The sequence below is a fragment of the Klebsiella sp. HMSC16C06 genome, assembly GCF_001808325.1.
In the GTDB taxonomy this organism is placed as follows: Bacteria; Pseudomonadota; Gammaproteobacteria; order Enterobacterales; family Enterobacteriaceae; genus Klebsiella; species Klebsiella variicola.
The window spans coordinates 148,419-172,110 of sequence record NZ_KV792988.1; the positions used below are offsets into that span (position 1 = coordinate 148,419).

General features: G+C 59.3%; 23 protein-coding genes. 3 read left to right on the top strand and 20 right to left on the bottom strand.

Translation table 11 applies throughout. The features are described 5' to 3' along the window. Positions 1–11: 11 nt before the first annotated feature. Genes HMPREF3142_RS05415 through xseB form a run of 4 tightly spaced genes read right to left on the bottom strand, consistent with a single transcriptional unit; the run spans position 12 to position 4,071 of the window. Positions 12–986, bottom strand: coding sequence for an aldo/keto reductase (locus tag HMPREF3142_RS05415; protein WP_012542698.1), 975 nt, complete (start codon positions 984–986; stop codon positions 12–14). A gap of 60 nt (positions 987–1,046) precedes the next feature. Continuing rightward, on the bottom strand, positions 1,047–2,909 hold the full coding sequence (gene dxs / locus HMPREF3142_RS05420) for a 1-deoxy-D-xylulose-5-phosphate synthase (protein ID WP_016160374.1): 1,863 nt from the start codon (positions 2,907–2,909) through the stop codon (positions 1,047–1,049). 18 nt (positions 2,910–2,927) lie between these two features. After that, on the bottom strand, positions 2,928–3,827 hold the full coding sequence (ispA, locus tag HMPREF3142_RS05425; RefSeq protein WP_070611731.1) for a (2E,6E)-farnesyl diphosphate synthase: 900 nt from the start codon (positions 3,825–3,827) through the stop codon (positions 2,928–2,930). Between the two features lies 1 nt (position 3,828). Beyond that, positions 3,829–4,071: an exodeoxyribonuclease VII small subunit gene (gene xseB / locus HMPREF3142_RS05430; protein WP_002891398.1), complete on the bottom strand. Its 243-nt coding sequence runs from the start codon at positions 4,069–4,071 to the stop codon at positions 3,829–3,831. Positions 4,072–4,252: 181 nt separating this feature from the next. Between xseB and thiI the strand changes: the two genes are divergently transcribed. After that, a complete protein-coding gene (gene thiI, locus HMPREF3142_RS05435) occupies positions 4,253–5,701 on the top strand; it encodes a tRNA uracil 4-sulfurtransferase ThiI (RefSeq protein WP_064170783.1) in 1,449 nt (482 codons plus the stop codon). 70 nt (positions 5,702–5,771) lie between these two features. On the opposite strand, the gene HMPREF3142_RS05440 is transcribed toward thiI, so the two are convergent. The 3 genes from HMPREF3142_RS05440 to panE are packed head-to-tail and all read right to left on the bottom strand — an operon-like array spanning position 5,772 to position 7,766. After that, positions 5,772–6,248: an SRPBCC family protein gene (locus HMPREF3142_RS05440; protein ID WP_008805383.1), complete on the bottom strand. Its 477-nt coding sequence runs from the start codon at positions 6,246–6,248 to the stop codon at positions 5,772–5,774. A 50-nt stretch (positions 6,249–6,298) separates the two neighbouring features. Beyond that, positions 6,299–6,892 carry a protein deglycase YajL gene (yajL, locus tag HMPREF3142_RS05445; protein WP_008805384.1) on the bottom strand — a complete coding sequence of 198 codons (594 nt, stop codon included), beginning with the start codon at positions 6,890–6,892 and terminating at the stop codon, positions 6,299–6,301. After that, on the bottom strand, positions 6,855–7,766 hold the full coding sequence (panE, locus tag HMPREF3142_RS05450; protein ID WP_008805385.1) for a 2-dehydropantoate 2-reductase: 912 nt from the start codon (positions 7,764–7,766) through the stop codon (positions 6,855–6,857). The genes yajL and panE overlap by 38 nt, the downstream gene beginning before the upstream one ends. Before the next feature lie 217 nt (positions 7,767–7,983). On the opposite strand from panE, the gene HMPREF3142_RS05455 reads away from it, so the two are divergent. Next, positions 7,984–8,475, top strand: coding sequence for a YajQ family cyclic di-GMP-binding protein (locus tag HMPREF3142_RS05455; protein WP_002891465.1), 492 nt, complete (start codon positions 7,984–7,986; stop codon positions 8,473–8,475). Positions 8,476–8,517: 42 nt separating this feature from the next. Here HMPREF3142_RS05455 and HMPREF3142_RS05460 read toward each other — a convergent pair whose 3' ends face one another. The 8 genes from HMPREF3142_RS05460 to HMPREF3142_RS05495 all read right to left on the bottom strand — a co-directional run bounded on the left by HMPREF3142_RS05460 (position 8,518) and on the right by HMPREF3142_RS05495 (position 18,333). Beyond that, a complete protein-coding gene (locus HMPREF3142_RS05460) occupies positions 8,518–9,882 on the bottom strand; it encodes an MFS transporter (protein WP_012542696.1) in 1,365 nt (454 codons plus the stop codon). Positions 9,883–10,041: 159 nt separating this feature from the next. Further along, entirely contained in the window at positions 10,042–11,220 is a 1,179-nt protein-coding gene (locus tag HMPREF3142_RS05465) for a Gfo/Idh/MocA family protein (protein WP_008805388.1), read from the bottom strand. A gap of 329 nt (positions 11,221–11,549) precedes the next feature. Continuing rightward, entirely contained in the window at positions 11,550–12,914 is a 1,365-nt protein-coding gene (locus HMPREF3142_RS05470; RefSeq protein ID WP_012542695.1) for an MFS transporter, read from the bottom strand. Positions 12,915–12,924: 10 nt separating this feature from the next. Next, entirely contained in the window at positions 12,925–13,743 is an 819-nt protein-coding gene (locus tag HMPREF3142_RS05475) for a sugar phosphate isomerase/epimerase family protein (protein WP_070611732.1), read from the bottom strand. 59 nt (positions 13,744–13,802) lie between these two features. Next, positions 13,803–15,494: an FAD-dependent oxidoreductase gene (locus HMPREF3142_RS05480; protein WP_070611735.1), complete on the bottom strand. Its 1,692-nt coding sequence runs from the start codon at positions 15,492–15,494 to the stop codon at positions 13,803–13,805. A 10-nt stretch (positions 15,495–15,504) separates the two neighbouring features. Beyond that, a complete protein-coding gene (locus HMPREF3142_RS05485; RefSeq protein WP_004204812.1) occupies positions 15,505–15,825 on the bottom strand; it encodes an NIPSNAP family protein in 321 nt (106 codons plus the stop codon). 13 nt (positions 15,826–15,838) lie between these two features. Beyond that, a complete protein-coding gene (locus tag HMPREF3142_RS05490; RefSeq protein WP_046620475.1) occupies positions 15,839–17,515 on the bottom strand; it encodes an FAD-dependent oxidoreductase in 1,677 nt (558 codons plus the stop codon). After that, positions 17,512–18,333, bottom strand: a complete 822-nt coding sequence (locus HMPREF3142_RS05495) for a shikimate dehydrogenase family protein (protein ID WP_012542692.1) — start codon at positions 18,331–18,333, stop codon at positions 17,512–17,514. The genes HMPREF3142_RS05490 and HMPREF3142_RS05495 overlap by 4 nt, the downstream gene beginning before the upstream one ends. A 152-nt stretch (positions 18,334–18,485) precedes the next feature. On the opposite strand from HMPREF3142_RS05495, the gene HMPREF3142_RS05500 reads away from it, so the two are divergent. Beyond that, positions 18,486–19,244 (top strand): IclR family transcriptional regulator domain-containing protein, encoded by a 759-nt coding sequence (locus tag HMPREF3142_RS05500; protein WP_004177256.1) that lies wholly within the window; start codon positions 18,486–18,488, stop codon positions 19,242–19,244. Positions 19,245–19,280: 36 nt separating this feature from the next. On the opposite strand, the gene HMPREF3142_RS05505 is transcribed toward HMPREF3142_RS05500, so the two are convergent. The 5 genes from HMPREF3142_RS05505 to cyoB all read right to left on the bottom strand — a co-directional run bounded on the left by HMPREF3142_RS05505 (position 19,281) and on the right by cyoB (position 23,684). Next, on the bottom strand, positions 19,281–19,613 hold the full coding sequence (locus HMPREF3142_RS05505) for a hypothetical protein (RefSeq protein ID WP_004177255.1): 333 nt from the start codon (positions 19,611–19,613) through the stop codon (positions 19,281–19,283). A 250-nt stretch (positions 19,614–19,863) separates the two neighbouring features. After that, positions 19,864–20,751, bottom strand: coding sequence for a heme o synthase (gene cyoE, locus HMPREF3142_RS05510; RefSeq protein ID WP_002891629.1), 888 nt, complete (start codon positions 20,749–20,751; stop codon positions 19,864–19,866). 11 nt (positions 20,752–20,762) lie between these two features. Then, entirely contained in the window at positions 20,763–21,092 is a 330-nt protein-coding gene (locus tag HMPREF3142_RS05515) for a cytochrome o ubiquinol oxidase subunit IV (protein WP_002891634.1), read from the bottom strand. Next, positions 21,092–21,703, bottom strand: coding sequence for a cytochrome o ubiquinol oxidase subunit III (locus HMPREF3142_RS05520; RefSeq protein WP_002891635.1), 612 nt, complete (start codon positions 21,701–21,703; stop codon positions 21,092–21,094). Before HMPREF3142_RS05520 ends, HMPREF3142_RS05515 begins: the two co-directional genes overlap by 1 nt. Continuing rightward, positions 21,693–23,684, bottom strand: coding sequence for a cytochrome o ubiquinol oxidase subunit I (gene cyoB / locus HMPREF3142_RS05525; protein ID WP_012542690.1), 1,992 nt, complete (start codon positions 23,682–23,684; stop codon positions 21,693–21,695). Before cyoB ends, HMPREF3142_RS05520 begins: the two co-directional genes overlap by 11 nt. Between the last annotated feature and the right edge of the window lie 8 nt (positions 23,685–23,692).

Here is a 23,692-nt window from a genome sequence, read left to right on the forward strand (position 1 = left end):
AACCACACCTGTTACTTAAATCCCACCACCGGATGCGGCTGATACGGCGCCTCCAGCTTGTCGATCTGTTCCGGAGAAAGCGTCAAATCCACCGCCTGCAGCAGGTCGTCGAGCTGTTCCTGACGCGATGGACCGATAATCGGCGCGGCAACGCCAGGTTTACTTAACAGCCAGGCGAGGGCGACCTGGGCGCGGCTGGCGTCGAGTTCTTCCGCCACGTCCGCGAGATTCCCGGCGATCTGCGCGTCGTTTTCTTCGCTGGCGCTGTAAAGCGTTTTGCCGAACTCATCCGAAACCAGCCGGGCGGTGGTCTCTCCCCAGGGGCGGGTCAGTCTGCCGCGCGCCAGCGGGCTCCACGGGATCACCGCCACGCCGTTGTGCTGACACAGTGGCAGCATCTCATTCTCTTCTTCCCGGTAAATCAGATTGTAGTGATCCTGCATGGTGACAAAGCGCGCCCAGCCGTTCTGCTGCTGGAGCGCCAGCGCCTGGGCAAATTGTCGGGCATGCATGGACGAGGCGCCGATATAGCGCGCTTTGCCGGCTTTCACCACCTCGTCCAGCGCTTCGAGGGTCTCTTCAATCGGGGTGGTATAGTCCCAGCGGTGGATCTGCAGCAGGTCGACATAGTCCATCCCAAGACGGCGCAGGCTGTCGTCGATGGAGCGCAGGATCTGCGCCCGGGAAAGCCCTTCCGCCAGATCGCCGACCTGGTGATACACTTTGGTGGCGACAACCACCTCATCACGGCGGGCAAAGTCGCGCAGGGCGCGGCCAACGATCTCTTCACTGCTGCCGTCGGAGTAGCTGTTTGCGGTATCGAAGAAGTTGATGCCGCCTTCAATGGCGTGCTGGATAAGCGGGCGGCTGCTCTCTTCCGGAAGCGTCCAGGCGTGTCTGCCGCGGTCCGGCTCGCCGAAGGTCATGCAGCCGAGGCAGAGTCGGGAAACCCGTAAGGCAGTATCACCGAGGGGGATATAGTGCATAGTGCGCTCCTGCTATTCATCAAGGGTATCTCTTAAGCATAGCAGGAGCGGAAGGGGCAATTATGCCAGCCAGTCGCGGATTTTGGCTTCAATACCGGCGGCATCAAGGCCGAGGTCGGCGCGGATCTCTTCCTGAGTGCCCTGAGGAATAAAATAATCCGGCAGGCCAATATTGAGCACCGGTACCGCCCGGCGATGGGCCATCAGCACTTCGTTCACGCCGCTGCCGGCGCCGCCCATGATGGCGTTCTCTTCCAGCGTCACCAGCGCGTCGTGTTCGCCGGCCAGCTGCAGGATCAGCGCCGTATCCAGCGGCTTCACAAAGCGCATATCCACGAGGGTCGCGTTGAGTTTATCCGCTACCGCCGCGGCTTCCGGCAGCAGGGTGCCAAAGTTGAGGATCGCTATTTTCTCGCCCTGACGTTTCACCACCCCTTTGCCGATCGGCAGCGATGCCAGCGGCTCGAGCGTCGCGCCGGTGCCGCTACCGCGCGGATAGCGCACGGCGCAGGGGCCGTCGCTGTAATGGTAGCCGGTATGCAGCATCTGGCGACATTCATTTTCATCGCTCGGGGTCATCACCACCATATCCGGAATACAGCGCAGGAAGGAGAGATCGAACGCTCCCTGATGCGTCTGGCCGTCTGCGCCGACTATCCCGGCGCGGTCGATAGCAAACAGCACCGGCAGCTTCTGGATAGCCACATCGTGGATCACCTGATCGTAGGCTCGCTGCAGGAAGGTGGAGTAGATCGCCACCACCGGCTTGTAGTCGCCAATCGCCAGCCCGGCGGCGAAGGTGACCGCATGCTGCTCGGCAATAGCGACGTCAAAGTACTGATCGGGGAATTTCTTCGAAAACTCCACCATCCCTGAACCTTCGCGCATCGCCGGCGTGATCGCCATCAGCTTGCTGTCTTTGGCCGCCGTTTCGCACAGCCAGTCGCCGAAGATTTTCGAGTAGGAAGGGAGACCGCCGCTGCTTTTGGGCAGTACGCCGCTGGTATGGTCGAATTTTGGCACCGCATGGAAGGTGATCGGGTCTTTCTCGGCAGGCTCATAGCCGCGGCCCTTTTTGGTCATAATATGCAGGAACTGCGGGCCTTTCAGGTCGCGCATGTTCTTCAGCGTGCTGACCAGACCGAGCACATCGTGGCCATCGACCGGCCCGATGTAGTTAAAACCCAGCTCTTCAAACAGCGTGCCCGGCACCACCATCCCTTTGATATGTTCTTCGGTTCGTTTAAGCAGCTCTTTAATCGGCGGCACCCCGGAGAAGACCTTTTTACCCCCTTCGCGCAGGGTGGAGTAGAGCTTGCCGGAGAGCAGCTGCGCCAGATGATTGTTCAGCGCGCCAACGTTCTCGGAAATCGACATTTCATTGTCATTCAGCACCACCAGCAGGTCGGGTTTGATATCCCCGGCGTGGTTCATCGCTTCAAACGCCATGCCGGCGGTGATCGCCCCGTCGCCAATCACGCACACTGCGCGCCGCTGCTTATCCTCTTTCGCGGCGGCGATAGCCACCCCGATACCGGCTGAAATGGAGGTCGAGGAGTGGCCGACGCTCAGCACGTCATACTCGCTTTCACCGCGCCACGGGAAGGGGTGCAGGCCGCCTTTCTGGCGAATGGTGCCGATTTTGTCCCGGCGGCCGGTCAGAATTTTATGCGGGTAGGCCTGATGGCCGACGTCCCAGATCAGGCGATCGAACGGCGTGTTATACACGTAGTGCAGCGCCACGGTCAGTTCCACCGTGCCGAGGCCAGAGGCAAAGTGACCGCTGGAGCGGCTGACGCTGTCCAGCAGATAGCGCCGCAGCTCATCACACAGCTTCGGCAGGCTCTCTTTTGGCAACAGGCGCAACTCCTGGGTGGAATCTACCAGCGCCAGGGTCGGGTATTTGGCAATATCAAAACTCATCAGAGACTCATTTATTGTTTATTTATCGCGCTGAATAATGTAATTCGCGAGCGCTTCCAGTGCCGAAGTATCCAGAGATTGTGCGGCCAGCTCATCTAACGACCAGCGGGCATCAGCGATCAGGTCGTGCGCTTTCTTCCGGGCTTGCTCAAGACCCAGGAGGGCGGGATAGGTGCTTTTACCCAATTGCTGGTCGGCACCCTGACGTTTGCCAAGGGTCGCAGTATCCCCTACCACGTCGAGAATGTCATCCTGGACCTGGAAGGCAAGACCGATATTTTCCGCATAGCGATCCAGCGCGGGCAGGGCAGCGCGGCCGCGTTCGCCGGCGCTCAGCGCCCCCATCCGGACGGCGGCGCGGATCAACGCCCCCGTTTTGTGGCGATGGATACGCTCCAGCGCCTGCAGATCCACCTGCTGTCCTTCCGCCTCCAGATCCAGCGCCTGGCCGCCGCACATACCCGCCACGCCGCTGGCCTGCGCCAGTTCGGAGACCATCGCCAGCCGGTCCCGATCAGAGACGTCGGCCATCGGCGCATCACTCAGTATAGAGAACGCCAGCGTTTGCAGGGCATCTCCCGCAAGAATTGCGTTGGCTTCGCCAAATTTAATATGACAGGTCGGCAGTCCGCGACGCAGATCGTCATCATCCATCGCCGGCAAATCATCATGCATCAGGGAATAAGCATGAATACATTCGACCGCCGCGGCGGGGGCATCGAGCGTGGTGCGGCTGACGCCGAACATCGCGCCGGTGGCATAGACAAGGAAGGGGCGCAGGCGTTTACCGCCTAAGAGTGCGCCATAATGCATCGCTTCCACCAGCGGAGTGTTCTGAAAGGGCTGCGGCGCGATAAAACGGCGCAATGCCCCATTAGCCTGTTCCACACAGGCCTGCAATTGTTGCGGGAAATCCATTTTATTCAGCGTCCGGCGTAAAAGGCGTGGTCGGGGAATCTTCACTATCCGCCAGCAGGATCTGCACACGCTGTTCGGCCTTCTGCAGCTGACTTTGCCCCTGGCGCGCCAGCTGTACGCCGCGCTCAAATTCGCTTAGCGCTTCCTCTAACGGCAAATCGCCGCTTTCCAGACGGTTAACGATCTGCTCCAGTTCGCCCAGAGCAGTTTCAAAGCTGGCCGGGGCCTCATTTTTCTTTGGCATAGTGAATGTAGACTCTTGTTATGTCGCGACGGCAATACCGGGTATGGTAACGAAGTCACGCGTGTAAGCAAATAACGCGCAATGGTGATATACTCCGCGCCCAGGATGCAGGCACCGGTGTGCGCTGCTTTACAACTTTTGCTTATAGCCCCGTCGGGCTTGCCAACGAACTATTGTCGCCATGAAGTTTATCATTAAATTGTTCCCGGAAATCACCATCAAAAGCCAATCTGTGCGGTTGCGCTTCATTAAAATCTTAACCGGGAACATTCGTAACGTTCTCAAAAACTATGACGAGACGCTGGCCGTCGTCCGTCATTGGGATCATATCGAAGTTCGCGCGAAAGATGAAAATCAGCGCCCGGCTATTCGCGATGCGCTGACCCGTATCCCCGGCATCCACCATATTCTGGAAGTCGAAGACGTACCGTTCACCTCGCTGCACGATATTTTTGAAAAGACGCTGCCGCTGTGGCGCGAGGCGCTGGAAGGCAAAACCTTCTGCGTGCGTGTGAAGCGTCGCGGCAAACATGAATTCACCTCAATTGAGGTGGAACGCTACGTTGGCGGCGGTCTGAATCAGCATATTGAAACGGCGCGCGTGAAGCTGACCGACCCGGACGTCACCGTCAATCTCGAGATTGAAAACGATCGCCTGCTGCTGGTGAAAGGCCGCTATGAAGGCATCGGCGGCTTCCCGATCGGCACCCAGGAAGATGTGCTGTCGCTGATCTCCGGCGGCTTTGACTCCGGCGTTTCCAGCTATATGCTGATGCGCCGCGGCTGCCGCGTGCACTACTGCTTCTTTAACCTTGGCGGCGCCGCCCATGAGATTGGCGTTCGCCAGGTCGCACATTACCTGTGGAACCGCTTCGGCAGTTCGCACCGCGTTCGCTTTGTGGCGATTAACTTTGAGCCCGTGGTCGGCGAAATCCTTGAAAAAGTGGACGATGGTCAGATGGGTGTCGTGCTCAAGCGCATGATGGTCCGCGCCGCGTCAAAAGTCGCGGAACGCTACGGCGTGCAGGCGCTGGTCACCGGCGAAGCGCTGGGCCAGGTTTCCAGTCAGACCCTCACTAACCTGCGCCTGATCGACAACGTCTCCGATACTCTGATCCTGCGTCCGCTGATTTCGCACGATAAAGAGCACATCATCGACCTGGCGCGTGAGATCGGCACGGAAGATTTCGCCCGCACCATGCCGGAATACTGCGGCGTGATCTCGAAGAGCCCGACCGTGAAGGCGGTGAAGGCGAAGATTGAAGCGGAAGAAGAACACTTCGATTTCAGCATCCTCGATAAAGTGGTGGAAGAGGCGAGCAATATCGACATTCGCGATATTGCCCAGCAGACGGAAGCCGCCGTGGTTGAAGTGGAAACCGTGACCGGCTTTGGCGCTAACGACGCGATCCTCGACATCCGCTCCATTGACGAGCAGGAAGACAAGCCGCTGAAGGTCGAGGGCGTTGAGGTCGTTTCGCTGCCGTTCTACAAGCTGAGCACCAAATTTGGCAATCTTGATCAGAGCAAAACCTGGCTGCTGTGGTGCGAGCGCGGGGTGATGAGCCGTCTGCAGGCGCTCTATCTGCGCGAGCAGGGCTTCAGCAACGTGAAAGTTTATCGCCCGTAACGGGTTGCCATCCATATTGAAAAAGGCCTTCCCCGATGGAAGGCCTTTTTGTCATCCCCGGGCCAGCGCATTAGCGCAGGGTCATCGCCAGGTCATTCAGCTGATCGATGACGATATTCCAGCCCTCAAAAAATCCCATCTGCTCATGCTGCTCGCGAGTTTCATCATCCGCATGCAGCACCGTGGCCGTATAGCGACATCCGTCTTTTTCGTCGGCAAAGGTGATGATGGCCGTCATGGCAAAAGGGGACACGGCAGGACGATAATCCGCCGTCAGCATCGAGGTCATGACGATTTTTTGTTGCGGGATGACCGCAAGAAAACAGCCGGGATTATCGCTGCGTTCACCGTCAGGGCCGTGCATCACGGTATGAAAAGCCCCGCCAGAGCGAAAATCAAAGGCCAGCACCTCAGTAGACCAGGGCTTCGGGCACCACCAGGTTTTGAGTAATGCCGGGTCGGCCCACGCGCGCCACAGGGCAGAGGCTGGCGCGCTGAGCAGGCGGCTGATGACAAGATCGCGAGAATCGGTTGCGCTACGGGACATGCTACGACTCCTCAGGAAAAGGGGAGCCAGTCCGCGGCGCGGACCGGCTATCAGGCTTCGTAGTAATTATAGATGCCGGCGGCCATTACCAGCTGCGAGGCGACCTCATACGCTTTCTCGCGACCCACCAACAGGTCAATCATTTTCAGGGCGAAATCAATCGATGTCCCCGGTCCCTGGCTGGTTAACAGATTCACCCGTGGATCCCAGACCACCCGTTTATCCTGCCACTGATCGGCGGGGATATGTTCCTTCAGCGCCGGAAAACCGGTCATGTTACCGATCGGGAACAGCTGATGGGGCACCAGCACGGTCGCCGGGGCGGCGCAGATGGCGGCCACAATGCGGCCTGAGAGGTGGAACTGTCGGACGGTTTCCACCAATAGCGGGCTGTCGCGGAAGCACTCTGCGCCCTTGATGCCGCCCGGGAGGACGATGATATCGAAATCACCATCGGCCACCTCGACCAGCGGCGCATCCGCCAGCAGTTTGACGCCGCGCGAGCAGACGATGGTCAGGCCGCCGTCGCTGGCGACGCTGGCGGTGGTTACCTTCACTCCGCCGCGGACCAGCAGGTCGATAGTGGTGACCGCTTCGGTCTCTTCGCTACCAGGGGCGAGGCAAATCAGTGCCGACGCGCTCATATTCATTCTCCTTACGCTTGATCAATTCAAATAAGCGGGCGTTTTCCGGTACGGCAACGCCGTGGGCGCGGGCGCGGTTGAGCAGAAAACCGGTGATATAGTCGATCTCCGTGTGCCGCTGGGCGCGGATGTCCTGCAGCATGGATGAGATATTTTCTGCCGTACTTTCAATCACCTGTTCGACATAAAATAGCAGGTTTTCCGCCGAGGTATGAATACCTTCGCGCTCCATCACCGCCGCCACTTCCTGGCAAATGGCGGCAACCTCCTGCGGATAGTGGCGCAGATCGCCGTTTTTACATCCTTTGAGGGCGGTCAGAGGATTAATGACGCAGTTTACCGCCAGCTTGCGCCAGGTGGCCGAGTAGATATGGTTGTGCCAGGCGACATCCGGCAGTACGCTTTGCAGGACTTCCGCGAGATAGCTGTAGTCCTCCTCGTAGCTCTTCGCCGGACCGATATGGGTGGTGCCCTGGGCGACGTGGATGATCACATTCCCGTCGCGACGCGCTGCCTGGGTGGTGGAGGCCAGCAGCAAAGGCTGTTTCACGCCGCGCAGCTCCTCGACGGTGCCCATGCCGTTATGCACCAGCACAATTGGCGTAGTGACCGGCAGGATCCCGGCCAGGTGCTTCACCGCATTCGACACCTGCCAGGCCTTTAAGGTGACGATCAGCAGCTCGCTGCTGGCGAGAAAATCGGGGTCGTTGGCCGTCAGTGATTCGTTGAACACCGAGCCGTCGGTTTCAATGACATTGACGCTACAGAATGGCTGCGGTACGCGTAGCCAGCCCTGGACTTCATGTCCCTGTTTGCACAACGCGGTCAGCCATAGTTGTCCCAGTGCACCGCATCCCAGTACGGTTACTTTCATTGTTCCTCCTCATCTGCCGCTACCCCAGGCGCTGATGGCTAAAGTCTATCTCGTCGCTTTTCGCATTGTCGGACGGAAAGGGGGATTCGGCGTCGTCGGGCAGCACGGGGAAATAGCGCGAGCGTTGCGTAATCAGCTAAGCTTCCGGGATAACAAGTTGAGTTATGCCGCGTTGCAGGTATTATGCAACGCAAAAGAAACGGAAGGAGAGGAAAAGATGCCATCTTTCGATATTGTCTCTGAAGTTGATCTTCAGGAAGCCCGTAACGCGGTGGACAACGCGAGCCGCGAAGTCGAGTCGCGTTTTGATTTTCGTGGCGTTGAAGCCACTTTTGAATTAAACGACGCCAACAAAACCATTAAGGTGCTGAGTGAGTCTGACTTCCAGGTGAACCAGCTGCTGGATATCCTGCGCGCTAAGCTGCTTAAGCGCGGCATTGAAGGTACCTCCCTCGACGTGCCGGAAGATATCGTGCACAGCGGTAAAACTTGGTTTGTTGAAGCGAAGCTGAAGCAGGGCATTGAAAGCGCGGTGCAGAAGAAGATCGTCAAACTGATCAAAGACAGCAAGCTGAAAGTGCAGGCGCAGATTCAGGGCGAAGAGATCCGCGTGACCGGTAAGTCCCGCGACGATCTGCAGTCGGTGATGGCGCTGGTGCGCGGCGGCGATCTGGGGCAGCCGTTCCAGTTCAAAAACTTCCGCGACTAACGCGGCGGCAGACAGCAAAAAGCGGGGAATTCCCCGCTTTTTTTATACCCCTTTGATGAGCTGCTCGATCTCGAAGCGGTTGGTGACCTTGCTGTCGATTTTGATATACACCGAGCGCTCCTCAGGTACCACCAGCGCCTGATGAACCCCGTTGGCGTTCAGCAGACGCGTCTGTAGCGCGCTGTCGACCACCACGCCATCCGGCACCTCCACCCGCAGGCTGCTGACGTACGGCGGCTCGCTCATGGTACTGGCCACCAGCAGCCACAGCATTGCCAGCAGGGCGCCCAGCAAGAACACGGTTTGCGAATCAAAGAAACCATCGACCCAGCCGCCAAGCGCGCCGCCAATCGCCACGCCGAGGAACTGGCTGGTGGAGTAGACGCCCATTGCGGTGCCTTTATAGCCCGCCGGCGACTCCTTGCTAATTAACGATGGCAGCAGCGCTTCCAGCAGGTTAAACGCCAGGAAGAAGAGCTGGACGCCCGCCACCAGTTCCCAGAAGTAGCCTCCAGCGCCCCAGAGGACAATTTCCGCAATCAGCAGGATGGCGACGCAGAGCAGGAAGACGCGCTTCATTTTGCGCTTCACTTCGGCATAGATGATAAACGGCACCACCGAGATGAACGAGATAACCATGGTGACCAGGTAAATCTTCCAGTGCTCGGCGGCCGGAAAGCCAGCAGCCTCCAGTTGGCCGGGCAGCGCGACAAAGGTCGACATCAGCATGATGTGCAGGCACATGATGCCAAAATTGAGCTTCAGCAGGCGTGGTTCCACCAGTACTTTGCTAAAGCAGCCCTTCACCATCCCGGATTCGCGGTTGAGCACGTGGTTATGGCTGTTGGGTACCACCCACAGGGTGAGCAGGATGCCGATGGTCGCCAGAATGGCGATCATCCAGAACAGCGCGTGCAGACCCAACTGGTGGGTGACAATCGGCCCCAGCACCATGGCGATGGCGAAAGTGACGCCGAAGCTGACGCCGATAAAGGCCATCGCTTTGGTGCGGTTCTGTTCGCGAGTGAGATCGGATAGCAAAGCCATGACCGCGGCGGCGATAGCGCCGGAGCCCTGCAGGGCGCGGCCAAGAATGATGCCCCAGATAGAGTCGGTGAGCGCGGCGATGACGCTGCCGAGTACAAAGATGAGCAGGCCGCCGACGATCAGCGGCTTACGGCCAATACGGTCAGATAACAGTCCGAAGGGGATTTGGAAAATCGCCTGCGCCAGGCCGTAGATACCGATCGCCAGGCCAATCAGCGCTTCACTGGCGCCCTGCAACGCCATGCCATACGTGGTCAGAACCGGCAGGACCATAAACATGCCAAGCATGCGCAGGGAGAATACCGTCCCCAAACCCCAGGTCGCGCGCAGTTCCCCTGGCGTCATTTTGTTATCGTTCATTACCACCTCAATATAAAAACTGCGCCTAGTGTAGCGGTGGGGGGTAAGAAGCGTAAATAAATGTTTGTTTAACAGATATTACGGGGCTGTTGCGCGATGAGACAAGTTGGTAAAAATCAATAAACCAGTGGAGGGGGACTCCACTGGCGAGGGGAAAAATTAAGGTAAAGTAAAGTCAACCCACTGGCTGCCAGCGTCAGCCGATTTGACGCACTGTTCGACCCAATAGACGCCGTGCAGCCCGGCTTCAACGTCCGGATACCAGAAGTCTTGCAGGAAAGCGCGATCGTCACGGTCCGTGGCGTCAATCGCCTGCGCATAGCGGCGATAGAGGTTGGCCCAGGCTTCGAATAGCCCTTCCGGATGGCCGCCGCCGATGCGGTCATCCGCCAGCGCGTTCGGCGACAGGTAGGGCATCCCGCGCTCCAGAATGCGCGCCGGCTCGCCCTGCACCTCATAGCTGAGCTGGTTAGGATGCTCATCCCACCATTCGATACTCGCTTTTTCGCCGACGATACGCACTTTTTGCGAGTGCATGGCGCCGCTGTTGACCGCGCTGGTCCACATCGAGCCAACCGCGCCGTTGTCATATTCCATCAGGACAAAGGCGTTATCTTCCAGCGGCGCGCGGGAGGGGACAAAGCTCTGGCGGGAGCACATCAGCCGTTTGATATTGAGCTGCGGCGCCATGGTTTCGGCGACAAACAGCGGATGGGTGGCCAGATCGCCCAACACATAGCTGGGCCCGGCAAACTTCGGCGTCACGCGCCAGCGGGTGGATTCAGCCTGCAGCTCGACGGCCTGGTTATGAAAGCCGTGGGCGAACTGCATATTGACGATGCGGATCTCGCCGAGCAGTCCATCGGCAATCATCTGCCGCGCCTGCTGGATCATCTGATAGCCGGCATAGCCGTAGGTGACGCCGACGATTTTGTTCTGTTTTTTGCTCAGGTCCACCAGCTCGCGTGCTTCTTCGGCGCTAAAGCAGAGGGGCTTTTCACAGATGACGTGGAGGCCCGCTTCCAGCGCCGCTTTGGTGATGGCGAAATGGGTATTGTTCGGGGTGGTGACCGAGACGACCTCGATGCCGTCAGGGCGCTGCGCCTCTTCACGAAACAGGGTCTGGTAGTCGGCGTAGCAGCGCTCCGGCGCGATGCCCAGTTGCTCGCCGAACGCGCGTCCGCGCTCGGCATCGACGTCAAGCGCGCCGGCCAGCAGGGTATAAACATTGTCACGCAGCGCCGCACAGCGGTGGCTGTAGCCGATTTGACTGGTTCCCCCGCCGCCGACCATGCCCCAACGCAGGGAGCGGGATAAGGGTTTCAGGCCGTTTAACATGGTGCTCTCCTTTTTGAAATCATTCGCACTCTGAGGCGCTCAATGCCGACGCCTGCGGCAACGCGCATCCGGATAGACTGACCTTAACTTAAGGAAATGTTTGTTCTGTTTCAATTGTGTTGTGGAATTTATTTTCCATATATGCGAGGGGGATCGAATTAGCGAAAGTTTCTTTTGGGCTGCGTTGAAAAGATGAGCGAGGGCTTATCGCCTCCCGGAGCAGAGCAGATTCTTGCGGGTGTTTTTCGTTCCGACCAAATATGAAATAAATTTTCTTTTTAGCCGCTGAGCCGGTGCAATCCGCAGATTGCACCGGGGAGCCGATGCCGCTATGACGCTCCGCGCACAGACGCGGGGGAAGGTGAAGCGGCGGGAGGATTACCGGCCGCAAAGATGCCTTTCGCCGCCAGACCTGCGACGGTGAGGGCTGCCGGGATACCGAGGATCAAAAAGACGCTTTCAAAGGGCAGGTTGAGCGCCATCATCTCGGCGCCGGCAAAGGCGCTGAGAATGGCGCCGATGCGCCCGACGCCATGCATCCAGCTGGATCCCGTCGCCCGCGCCTGCGTAGGATAGTAGCGGGCGGAGAGGGCGTTCATACCGGTATTAGCGCCGTTCAGACAGGCGCCGCTGATAAACGCCAGCATACAGAGCAAGGCAAAGCTGCCCGCGGCGTAGCCCATTGCCATGGTGAACAGGCCGCCAACGGCGTAGATCATCCCCAGCGCGCGATGAGGGTTGATCCTGTCCATCAGCCAGCCGGCAAACAGCGAGCCGAGGGTGCCGCCCGCCTGGTAGATCGCTGTCATGATGGCCGCCTGGCTAACGGTCATTCCCACCGCTTTAACCAGCGTTGGCAGCCAGCTACCGAGGATATAGACCAGGAACAGCCCCATAAAGTAGACCAGCCATAGCATCAGTGAGCCGAAGCCGTACTGGCGGGAGAGCACAATGCGCATCGCGTTGCCGGCCGCCGGCTGCGCCGGCAGGGTAAACGTCACGTTGTCGCTGATTTGTCCGGGATAGAGACGGTTAAGAATGGCGCGAATGCGCGCCGCTGGCGCTTGTTTGATCACCAGAAAACGAACCGACTCCGGCAGCAGCCAGATAAGCAGCGGGGCAAACAGCAGCGGCAGAATGCCGCCGAGCGCCATCAGCGAGTGCCAGCCAAACTGCGGGATCAGCCACGATGCTGAGAATCCTCCTGCCGCCGCGCCGAAGGTGAAGCCGCAAAAGATGACGGTAATAATAAATGAACGCTGGCGTTCCGGAGCGTACTCCGACACCAGCGTCCCGATGTTCGGCATCGCGGCGCCCAACCCCAGGCCGGTCATAAAGCGGAAAAACATCATCTGTTCAATGTTGTGCGAGAAGGCGGTGGCGATGGTCCAGAAGCCGAAGAAAAAGACGCTATTGATAATGATTTTCTTGCGCCCCAGCCAGTCGGCGAGCGGGCCAGAGAAAATCGCGCCCAGCGCGAGGCCGATCAGCGCGGCGCTGATCACCACGCCTAGCTGGTGGTTGCTTACCCCCCATTCCAGCTTTAGCGTCGGGGCGATAAACCCCATGATCGCGATATCAAAACCATCGAGAGCGATAACGCAAAAACCGAGAAAAATGATCTGCTTTTGAAAGCGGCTCAGCGGGTTACGGTTTATTAACTCTCTGACATCCAGGCGTTGAGTCTGTGTCATAGCGTATTCCTTATGCGCAGGAGCGCAGGTAGGGCTGCGCGGCATTGAACAGTAATTGCGCCCGCTGGAGCGGCGGCAAGGCGCCCTGCTCGCCGTCGAGCGGCACTTCGAGGGAGACCGGCAGCGTTGCCGGCAGGGCCGACATTAGACCGTGCAGATCCAGACCGCCTTCCCCTGGCACGTTGCGCGCCGAGCGGGCCTGGCGGATGAGTTCCTGTTCGCTCTCCGGCCTCTGCGCCGCGCCATCGCAGAGCTGCATATAGTTGAGACGATGCGCGGGCAGGCTGGAGAGGGCGGCGAGCGATTCTCCCGCGCGCCAGAAATGAAGGGCGTCCACCAGGATGCCGATATCCTCCCGCCCGCTGGCGGCGATCATCGCCTGCGCATCGGCGATAGTGCGCAGTTGGGTCCAGGGCATCGGCTCAAGGTTCATGGTCAGCCCATAGGGGCGACCGGCCGCGGCGAGGATAGCCAGGTTGTCGGCGCTGCGCTGAAGGTTGTCATCATTGCCGGCGACTAACACCTGTCCGGCGCCAAGACGCGCCGCAGTCTCCATAAACCGCTGCAGCCGATCGTCGAGGGTAAACCCGGGGGTCAGGCGGACGATCTCCACGTCTGAGACGCGGATGCCGGTTTCCATCAGCGCAGACAGCGTCGCGCGGACGGCGGGGGTATCGCCCAGCATGTCGTAGTCCGGGTCGGCCGGTGTGGCGGGGAGCAGCCGCAGACCAACGTGGGTAAAACCGGTTCTGGCCGCTATCCGCACCTGTTCGGGGGGAGGGACATCGAGCAGGGTCAGCGCGGCGAGCGATAGGGTACGCATGTTCATAAAGGGCTCCGGTACAGTTGCAGGTGAAGATAGTTATGGGTATTGCCGTCCCTGGTCGTTTATTGCTTTGTTTTTATTGTGTTTTCCGCCAGATTTTTACCCACCAGATAGCCGAAGGTCATGGCGGGTCCGAGGGTTATCCCTCCGCTGGGGTAATAGCCGCGCATCACGCTCGACATGTCGTTGCCGATGGCGAACAGGCCCGGTATCGGCTGCTGCTGTCCATCCAGCACCCGGGCGTGTTCGTCGGTTTGCAGTCCGCTGAAGGTGCCCAGCGAGCCGGGCAGAATGCGCACCGCGTAAAACGGCCCTTCGCGCAGCGGTCCGAGCGTCACCTGATGGTCACCCTGAGCGCGGTTATAGGCTGATGCCCCGCGGTGAAAATCGACGTCTTCGCCAGTGCTGGCGAAGTGGTTAAAGCGTTCAACGGTTTCCGCCAGCGCATTGGCGTCGATGGCGCACTGCTTCGCCAGCTCCCCCAGCGTGTTTCCCCGCAGCAGGTAACCGGTACGCAGCCAGGCGGTGGGGGTGAACGGGAACGGTCTGGCATGACCCAGACCGTAGCGACGCAGCGCGCGACGATCGGCCAGCAGCCAGGCCTGCGGTGTGTCGCCCGCGGGGGTGGCCGCCAGCAGGGCGGCGATAAAATCATGATAAGAGTCGGCCTCGTTAACAAAGCGTTTGCCGCTGGGCAGGACAGCGATCACCCCAGGCTTGGCGCGTTCCACCAGGTGGGGAAACATCAGCTGCTGGCCGCTGGCCAGGGTGACGCGGGACACCGGCGCCCAGGCCAGCGGGTGGCGCAGGCGGGTGTCGAACTGGCCGCCGACGGATTCGCCAAGCCTGATCCCCTCGCCCTGATTGTCCGGTGGTGCGGCGGAAAAATGGCCGTAACCCTCCGCCGCGTGGGGCACCACCTGCGCCAGCCGCTGCCGATCGTGGGGAAAACCGCCGCAGGCCAGCACCACGGCCCCTGCTTCGACGTGAATCTCCCCACCGTCGCTGCGCAGCACCGCGCCGGACACGCCCTTCGGACCCTGCAGCAGCCGGACCACCGGGGCATTGAGCTGAAAACGCACTCCGGCGTCGAGGGCGGATCGCAGCAGACGGGCGATCAGCGCATTGCCATTGACCAGATGCTGCCCTCGTCCGGCGCGCAGCCGCTGCCAGCCGTGGCGCAGCAGGCGGCGGACGGCATACAGCGCGGAGCGCGGCGAGCGGGTGGCATTGAAAAAATGCGCCATATCCGCGCCGCCGGCGATGCCCATCCCGGCAAGGCTGATGGTCTCCAGCGGCGGACGCAGTCGGTGGAGCCAGTCGCCGAGCTGACGGCCATCGTAGGGCTGAGCGGTGACCGACCGCCCACCGCTCGCCGCACCCGGCGACGCGTGAAAGTCCGGCATGGCACTGCCTGAGAGAAACTGCACTGCCGTCCTGTGATGAAAAAAATCCACCATCTCCGGCCCGTGGCGCAGGAAGGTCTGCAGGCGAACGTCAGCAACTTCGCCCCCCATCTCATGCTGCAGATAGGTCAGCGGGGCGTCAGCCGCTTCGTCGATGCCCTCCGCCCGCGCCAGCGGGTTGCGGGGGATCCACAGCCAGCCGCCGGACCAGGCGCTGGTCCCGCCGAGCACCGACGCTTTCTCCGCCACCATGACGCTGGCGCCGTGCATGGCCGCGGTGACCGCGGCAGAGAGTCCCGCCGCGCCGGAGCCGACCACCAGCACATCCACCTTCACAGGCCTGCTCATGATGGACTCCTTACTGCAATGGTGAAAAAGCGGTGGGGCGCATCAGCACCGACTCCAGGCGTTCAACGGCGGCCAGTTCGCGATTTTTCCGCGAAAAGGTCTGCCAGCGTTCGTCCTGCGCCATTCGCGCGCGGCGCACCAGGCGATCGTCCAGGCTTTCATAAGCCCAGATGTGCACCACCTGATTGACCACGCCGATCTCGGTAAAAAAGAAACCGATCAGTTTGCCGAGATGGTCGGTCTGCACCGCCAGGGCATCGCTTTGGTACAGCGCCAGCCAGTCGGCCATTTTCAACGGATTGATGGTGTACGTGCGTTTTTCGTAGATCATGATGTTTTCCTGATTAGTGGGGGGAGTGTTGTGCCAGATGGCAGGCGGCGAGGTAGCCAAACGTCAGCCCCGGGCCGAGGGTGATGCCGGGACCCGGGTAGGTGCCGGCCATCAGCGAATCCATGTCATTTCCCACCGCGTACAACCCCGCGATGGGTTTTCCTTCCGCGTTGACGACCTGCGCATCGGCGGTGGTGACCAGGCCCCGCGACGTCCCCAGATCGCCGGTATAAAGTTTGATGGCATAGAACGGCGCGCTGAGCAGGGGGGCGTTACAGGCGTCAGGCTGATGGCCCGGATCGCCCATCGCCCGGTTATAGCTGTTGCCGCCTTTAGCAAATTCCCGATCCACGCCCTGCGCGGCGTCGCGGTTGTAGCGGGCAACCGTCTCGCTCAGCGTTTGGGCATCCAGACCAAGCTGTTGCGCCAGCGTCTCCAGGGTGTCGGCTTTGTACAGATAGCCGGCGGCGATCAGGGCGTCATTATTGACCGGCGCCGGGCGTGCCAGCCCGAGGCCGTAACGCTTCATCGCCTGGGCGTCGCAGAGTAAAAAGCAGGGGGCATTTTCCGCTGCATCCTGCATTGCGCTGGCGAAATGGTGATAGGAGTTAGACTCGTTGACGAAGCGTACCGCCCGCTGATTGACGGCAATCACGCCCGGTTTGGCCCGGTCGGTTACCAGATGGGGGAAGCGCTCCTCGCTGCCGTCGGCCCGGGTCAGCACCGATACTGGCGCCCAGAAAAAGTTGGAGGCCCGATCGGCTCCCTCGCGAGCGTTAAGCGCCGCCGCGAGATGCAGCGCGGCGCCATCGTTGGCCGGCGGCGACATGGTGAAGTGTTCGCGGGTATGTGGCCGATAGCGCGCCGCCAGCGCGCCCGCGGCAAAGCCGCCTGCGGCCAGCACCACCCCGCGGCGGGCGTGCAGCGTCTCTCTTTGCCCCTGATACTCAATCTCCACCCCGCGGACCGCGCCTTGCGCTTCGCACAGCGCCAGAACATTGACATTCAGCCGCAGGTTCATGCCTTTACGCAGCGCCGTTGTCGCCATGCGGGCTATCAGCGCATTGCCCATCGCCAGGCGGGTGCCGCGAGGGTACTTCACCCGGTCGCGGGCGTAGCGCAGCAGTAGCCGGGTGCAATGGGCCAGGGAGCGTAGCGAGCGCCGCATGTCGAGAAAATGTTGAATGTCGACGCGGTTGACCATCATCCCGCCAAACAGCAACATCCCCGGCGGCGGCGAACGCAGGTCGCGAAACGCGTCCCCCAGTTCACGACCGTCATACTCCACCACCTCCAGCGCACGACCGACGTCGACCGCGCCGGGTTCATCCGGATAGTAATCAGGGGAGAGCGGGCGCAGGCTATATTTCACCGCCCCCTCGCGCTCGAGAAAGGCCAGCGCCTCACGCCCGGCGCTAACAAACGCTTCGGCGAGATCTTCACGGTACTGGCTCTCGCCGATAATGGTCCGCAGGTAGGTTTTCATCGCCTCGGCGCTGCCGCTTTTACCCGCCGCACGCGCCTGATCGGTATCGTGCAGCCACACGGCGCCACCGGAGATAGCCGAGGTGCCGCCGAACTGGCCGGCTTTCTCCAGCATCAGCACCGACAGCCCTTTGCAGCTGGCGGTGACCGCGGCGGCAAAGCCAGCGGCGCCGCTGCCGATGACGATCACATCCCAGCTCTTCATGCTGCCGCTCCCTGCGCCGGCGGGATGGCGCCGATAAACTGGCCCATCAGCGTCATCTGCGCCAGCGCCATTTCCGGCCCGGTCTGCACCCGGCAGCCGCGGGCGGCGGCGAAAGTGAGCAACGGCGTCATCACCGGGGCGGTGACAACATCAGCCACGTGGGTGGCGCTGTCGAGCGTATCCAGCAGCGCCTGCGGCAGGGGCAGCTCATCAAATCCGGCCATGCCGGCCGGCGAGCCATTAACCAATAGATCGACGCCGTGAAGGGTGTCCGGCAGCGCGCTCAGTTGTACCGCCGGGAAGGCCTCAGCCAGAAGGTCATGCAGGCGTTGCCGGGTGGTCGGGTTTTGATCGTGCAGGGCCAGCTGACGGATCCCCGCCTCGCACAGTCCCCAGGCGATGGCGCTGCCGACGCCGCCGCAGCCGGAGAGCAGCGCCTGCTTACCTGCCGGCTGAAAACCCTGCGCCTCGGCGGCGAGCTGAAAGCCGACGCCGTCCAGCATATCGCCCTGCAAACGGCCATCCGCCAATTTGCGGATCACATTGATGGCGTTGAGTCGGCGGGCGCGGGGGGTGAGCTCGTCGACCAGCGCGGCGGCGCGCTGCTTATGCGGCACCGTCACCAGCACGCCGGTCATGTTCTGCCAGCCACGCAGAGCGTTGAGGTAGTCGACTACCGCGTCCGGGGCGATATCCACCGGGATCATGACGCTGTCCATGTGCTGTTCAGCAAAGTAGCGGTTGAAGTTATCCGGTGATTTGACCTGCGCGATCGGATGACCAATCACGGCGACAACCTGGGTAGTTCCACTGACCATTTCAAACCTCATTTGTTAAATGAATGTTGTGAAAGTATTTCAGTGGAAGCTGGGAGCGACAACGCAGAATTCGGACATGTCGGTTGTTAATCGCACGATCGCTGCGATAATCGCAGGAAATCGATAATGATGTTGCAAAAATGTGAGCGAATATGCAAAACACTATTCATCCACGCGATCTGATCGTCGGTTTACAAAAAGGGCTGGCGTTAATCCAGCTTTTTTCCAAAACCTGCCCAAAACTCACCGTCGCCCAGGCGGCGAAAATGAGCGGCCTGACGCAAAGCGCCGCGCGGCGTTTTCTGCTGACGCTGCTGCATGAGCGCTATCTGCAAACCGATGGGCGTTATTACTGGCTTACCCCGAAGACGCTGCGGCTTGGTCAGGCCTACGTCGATTCGGCGCAGTTTCCCCGCATGGTGCGGCCGATTGTCGAATACATCGCCAGCCGGACCGAGGAGCACGCCTCGGTAGGGGTGGTGGATGAAGATGAGCTGGTCTATATCGCCCGCAGCCGGCATACGCCGTTTAACTCCACGTCGGTTCGGCTTGGGGAGCGGGTGCCCATCTTCTGTACCGCCGGGGGACGGTTATGGCTGGCTTCGCTGCCGGAAGCTGAGTGCGAGGCGGTTCTGCAGCGTATTACCCGGGAACAACGCACGCCCTATACGGTGACCGACGTCGCGTTGCTGATGGAGAAAATCGCCCAGGTGCGGCGCCAGGGTTATGCCACCATTGAACAGGAGTTTGAGATTGGCATGCTGGTGCTGGCGGTGCCGTTAACTGACAGGGAAGGAACCTGGTGGGGCGCGCTGAGTCTGACCAGCCATCAATCGCGCACATCGCTGGAAGCGTTATGTCACGACCATCTCGATCTGCTCTACAGCGCGCAGGCGATGCTGGTGAGCTAAACAGGGCAGCAGATGCGCTGCCCTCAAAGATGTTGCTTACGCCGACGCGTTGTTCAGGAAGCTGTTCCAGTTGCTGGCGGCGTTATCTACGAAGATGTTCCAGTTTTTGCCAGCGGTGAGGACAAAGTTTCCCCAGTTTTCGCTACCAGTGGTCACAAAGGTTTCCCAGTTTGACTGCCCGGTCAGGAAGGAACCAAACGCCATCGCGCTGTCGCCGACGAAGGAGGCAAACGCGCTGCCGGAGGTGAGAACAAAAGAGGTGAAGCCGACGCCCGAGTTGGCAACAAAGCTGGCGAAGCCGCTGGCCGCGCCGAACAGGTTAAAGCCACCGGAGATGTACTCCATTTCGTTTAGTGTTAACTCTTTCATTGCAATTCCTTGTAGTAATGATTTTCCAAATGGGTGGGTAAACCCGGTGCAAAAGGTAGCACTGCTGTCGTGCACAGCGCGAGTCAGGTCCGCTGTGTATTAGCTCATTTTTTACTCATTTTTTGGCAGGAGAGCAGCGTAAACGGCCGGAAGAGGGGAGGGGAGTATGAAATGAGAAAGAAAGCGGTGAGGAAGCAGAAAAGAAAAAGCCCCGTAAAAACGGGGCTTTATATCGCACTGGAGTGGGAGATTATCTCACGTAAGCCAGCAGACTATGTGAATCCGGCACCATAAAGTCAACGGACATCATCACGGACAGCGCGGTGATGGCGACGATGGAAAAGACGAACAGCTTACGCGCCCAGACTTTGTCATCGGCCACTTTATAGCCACGCAGCGCCATGCCCAGCCACCAGACGCTGACCGCTGCCGCCACGACCAGGTATTTATACCCGGCGTAGCCGCCCAGCGAGAGCATCAGGGTCGCCACGGCAAAGGCAACGATGTACAGCGTAATATGGTTTTTGGCGACCGAAATGCCTTTCACCACCGGCAGCACCGGAATGTTCGCCGCCTGATAATCCTTAAAGCGGAAAATCGCGATGGCGTAGGAGTGAGGCATTTGCCACAGGCTAAAGATAGCCAGCAGGATCGCCGCACCGCTGTCGAAATCACCGGTGACCGCGCAGTAGCCAATCACCGGCGGCGCGGCGCCGGAGAGTGAGCCAATCAGCGTGCCATAGACGGAGTGGCGTTTCATGTACAGGCTGTAGACGCCGACATAAACCACGAACCCCATCACCCCCAGCCAGCAGGCCAGCGGATTTGCGCCGAACCACAGCAGCATGAAGCCAGCAATACCCAGCAAGGTGGCGTACACCAGCGAAGCTTCTGGCGAGATCAGCCCTTTGACCAGCACCCGGTTTTTCGTCCGTTCCATCTTACGATCGATGTCCCGGTCGATGTAGTTGTTGAATACACAACCCGAGGCGACCACCAGGGATACTCCAAGGAGCGTCCAGACGAACAGCGGATAGTCGATGTGGCCTTTGGAGGCCAACAGGAAACCGCCGATCACGGAGATCAGGTTGCCAAAAATAATGCCTGGTTTCGTTACTTGCAGGTATTGCTTAAACATACTCGCCGCTCTTAGTGCATCATCATGTTGTAGTTCAGGTTCCACATAATCCAGATGGAGCCGACAACCACGATCGCAATGATGATTACGGTGAAGATAAATGCGGTCAGGTTCCAGCCTTCATCGGACTTGCTGTTCATATGCAGGAAGTACACGAGGTGTACCACGATCTGCACCACAGCGGTCACCAGAATGGTGCCAAGGATAACCGCATGCGAGGCGGAGCCACTCATCACCATGGCGAACGGAATGACCGTCAGGATGATGGACAGGATAAATCCTGTCATGTAGCTCTTCACGCTGCCGTGAGAAGCGCCGCTATGATCGGTAGAATGACTCATTACATCGCCCCCATCAGATAGACAACCGAGAACACGCAGATCCACACGACGTCCAGGAAGTGCCAGAACAGGCTCAGGCACAGGATACGCGTGCGGTTAGTGCTAGTCAGGCCACGACGTGAAACCTGGAACATCAGCACCGCCATCCAGATAAGGCCAGAGGTCACGTGCAGACCGTGGGTGCCGACCAGCGCGAAGAACGCCGACAGGAAACCGCTACGATCCGGACCGAAGCCTTCCATGATCAGGTGATGGAATTCATAGATTTCCATCCCGATAAAGCCAGCGCCAAACAACCAGGTCAACGCCAGCCAGGAAACCACCTGGCTCTTGTTGTTTTTGTACATGGCGATAGCCGCCATGCCGTAGGTGATGGAGCTGAACAGCAGCAGTGCGGTTTCAACCAGAACGAACGGCAGTTCGAAAATATCTTTGCCCGTCGGTCCGCCGGCTGTGCCGTTCACCAGAACGGCATAGGTAGCAAACAGCGTAGCGAAGATGATGCAGTCGCTCATCAGGTAGATCCAGAAACCGAATACCTTCATCGGTCCTGTATCATGGTGCCCGTGTTCATGCGCGTGGGCAGTATGCGCAAGAGTATCAGTTGCCATTTTTCAGCCCTGCTTTGTTAATCTCATCGAAATGCTGTTTTTCCAGTTTTTCGACTTCTGCAACCGGTACGTAGTAATCCACGTCCTCGTCAAAGCTCTTAATAATCCAGGTCGCTACGATGCCGATGAAGCTGGCAATCGCCATCCACCAGATATGCCAGATCATGGCGAAACCAAATACCGTAGCGAAGGCGGCAATGACGATGCCGGCGCCGCTGTTTTTCGGCATATGAATTTCTTCATAGTGAGCAGGCTGTTTGTACGCTTCACCTTTCTCTTTCATTTCCCAGAAGGCATCACGCTCGTGAACCTGAGGAACGATAGCGAAGTTATAGAACGGCGGTGGAGAAGAGGTTGCCCACTCCAGCGTACGACCACCCCATGGGTCACCGGTCAGGTCACGGTTCTGATCGCGGTCGCGAATAGACACGTAGAACTGAATCAGCTGGCACAGGATACCGCAGGCGATCAGCGCTGCACCGCAAGCTGCAACAACCAGCATCGGGTGGAACTGCGGATCGATCTGCTGGCTCAGACGACGGGTCATACCCATGAAGCCCAGCACGTACAGCGGCATAAACGCCACGAAGAAGCCGATGATCCAGAACCAGAAAGCGCGTTTGCCCCAGGTTTCGTTCAGGGTGAAGCCAAAGGCTTTCGGCCACCAGTAGGTCAGACCTGCGAAGCAACCGAATACTACGCCGCCGATGATAACGTTATGGAAGTGCGCGATCAGGAACAGGCTGTTATGCAGAACGAAGTCCGCGCCCGGTACCGCCAGCAGCACGCCAGTCATCCCACCGACGGAGAAGGTCACGATAAAGCCGATAGTCCACATCATCGCTGAGTTGAAGACGATGCGACCCTGATACATGGTGAACAGCCAGTTGAAGATCTTAACCCCGGTCGGGATCGCGATAATCATGGTAGTAATACCGAAGAAGGCGTTTACGTTCGCGCCAGCACCCATGGTGAAGAAGTGGTGCAGCCAAACGATGAACGACAGAACGGTAATACAGACGGTTGCCCACACCAGAGAGGTGTAACCGAACAGACGCTTACGCGAGAAGGTCGCGGCGATTTCGGAGAAGACCCCGAACACCGGCAGAACCAGGATGTACACTTCCGGGTGACCCCAGGCCCAAATCAGGTTGATGTACATCATCATGTTGCCACCCATATCGTTGGTAAAGAAATGGGTGCCCAGGTAACGATCCAGGGTCAGCAGCGCGATGGTGACGGTCAGAATTGGGAAAGAGGCGATAATCAGGATGTTAGCGCACAGAGATGCCCAGGAGAATACCGGCATCTTGAACATGGTCATGCCCGGGGCGCGCATCTTGATAATGGTCACGAAGAAGTTAATACCGGTCAGGGTAGTACCGATACCGGAGAGCTGCAGCGCCCAAATCCAGTAATCGACCCCTACGCCAGGACTGTATTCAATTCCCGACAGCGGCGGATAGGCCAGCCAACCGGTCTGCGCGAACTCACCGACGCCCAGAGACAGGTTAACCAGAATCACGCCCACAACGGTGAACCAGAAGCTCAGGTTGTTGAGGAACGGGAAGGCCACGTCGCGCGCGCCGAGCTGAAGCGGAACCACCAGGTTCATCAGACCGATAACGAACGGCATCGCCACGAAGAAGATCATGATAACGCCGTGGGCGGTAAAGATCTGATCGTAGTGATGAGGCGGCAGGAAGCCTGCTTCCCCGGCCGAGGCCAGCACCTGCTGGCTACGCATCATAACGGCATCAGCAAAGCCACGCAGCAGCATGACGATTGCCACGATAACGTACATGATACCGAGACGTTTGTGGTCGACAGAAGTCAGCCACTCGTTCCACAGGTAGGACCACTTACCGAAGTAAGTGATGGCAGCCAGAAGCGCCAGTCCCCCAATGATAATCGCAGCCACCGTAACCACGATAATGGGTTCGTGGTAGGGCACTGCATCCAGTGTAAGTTTTCCGAACATCGTTTTCT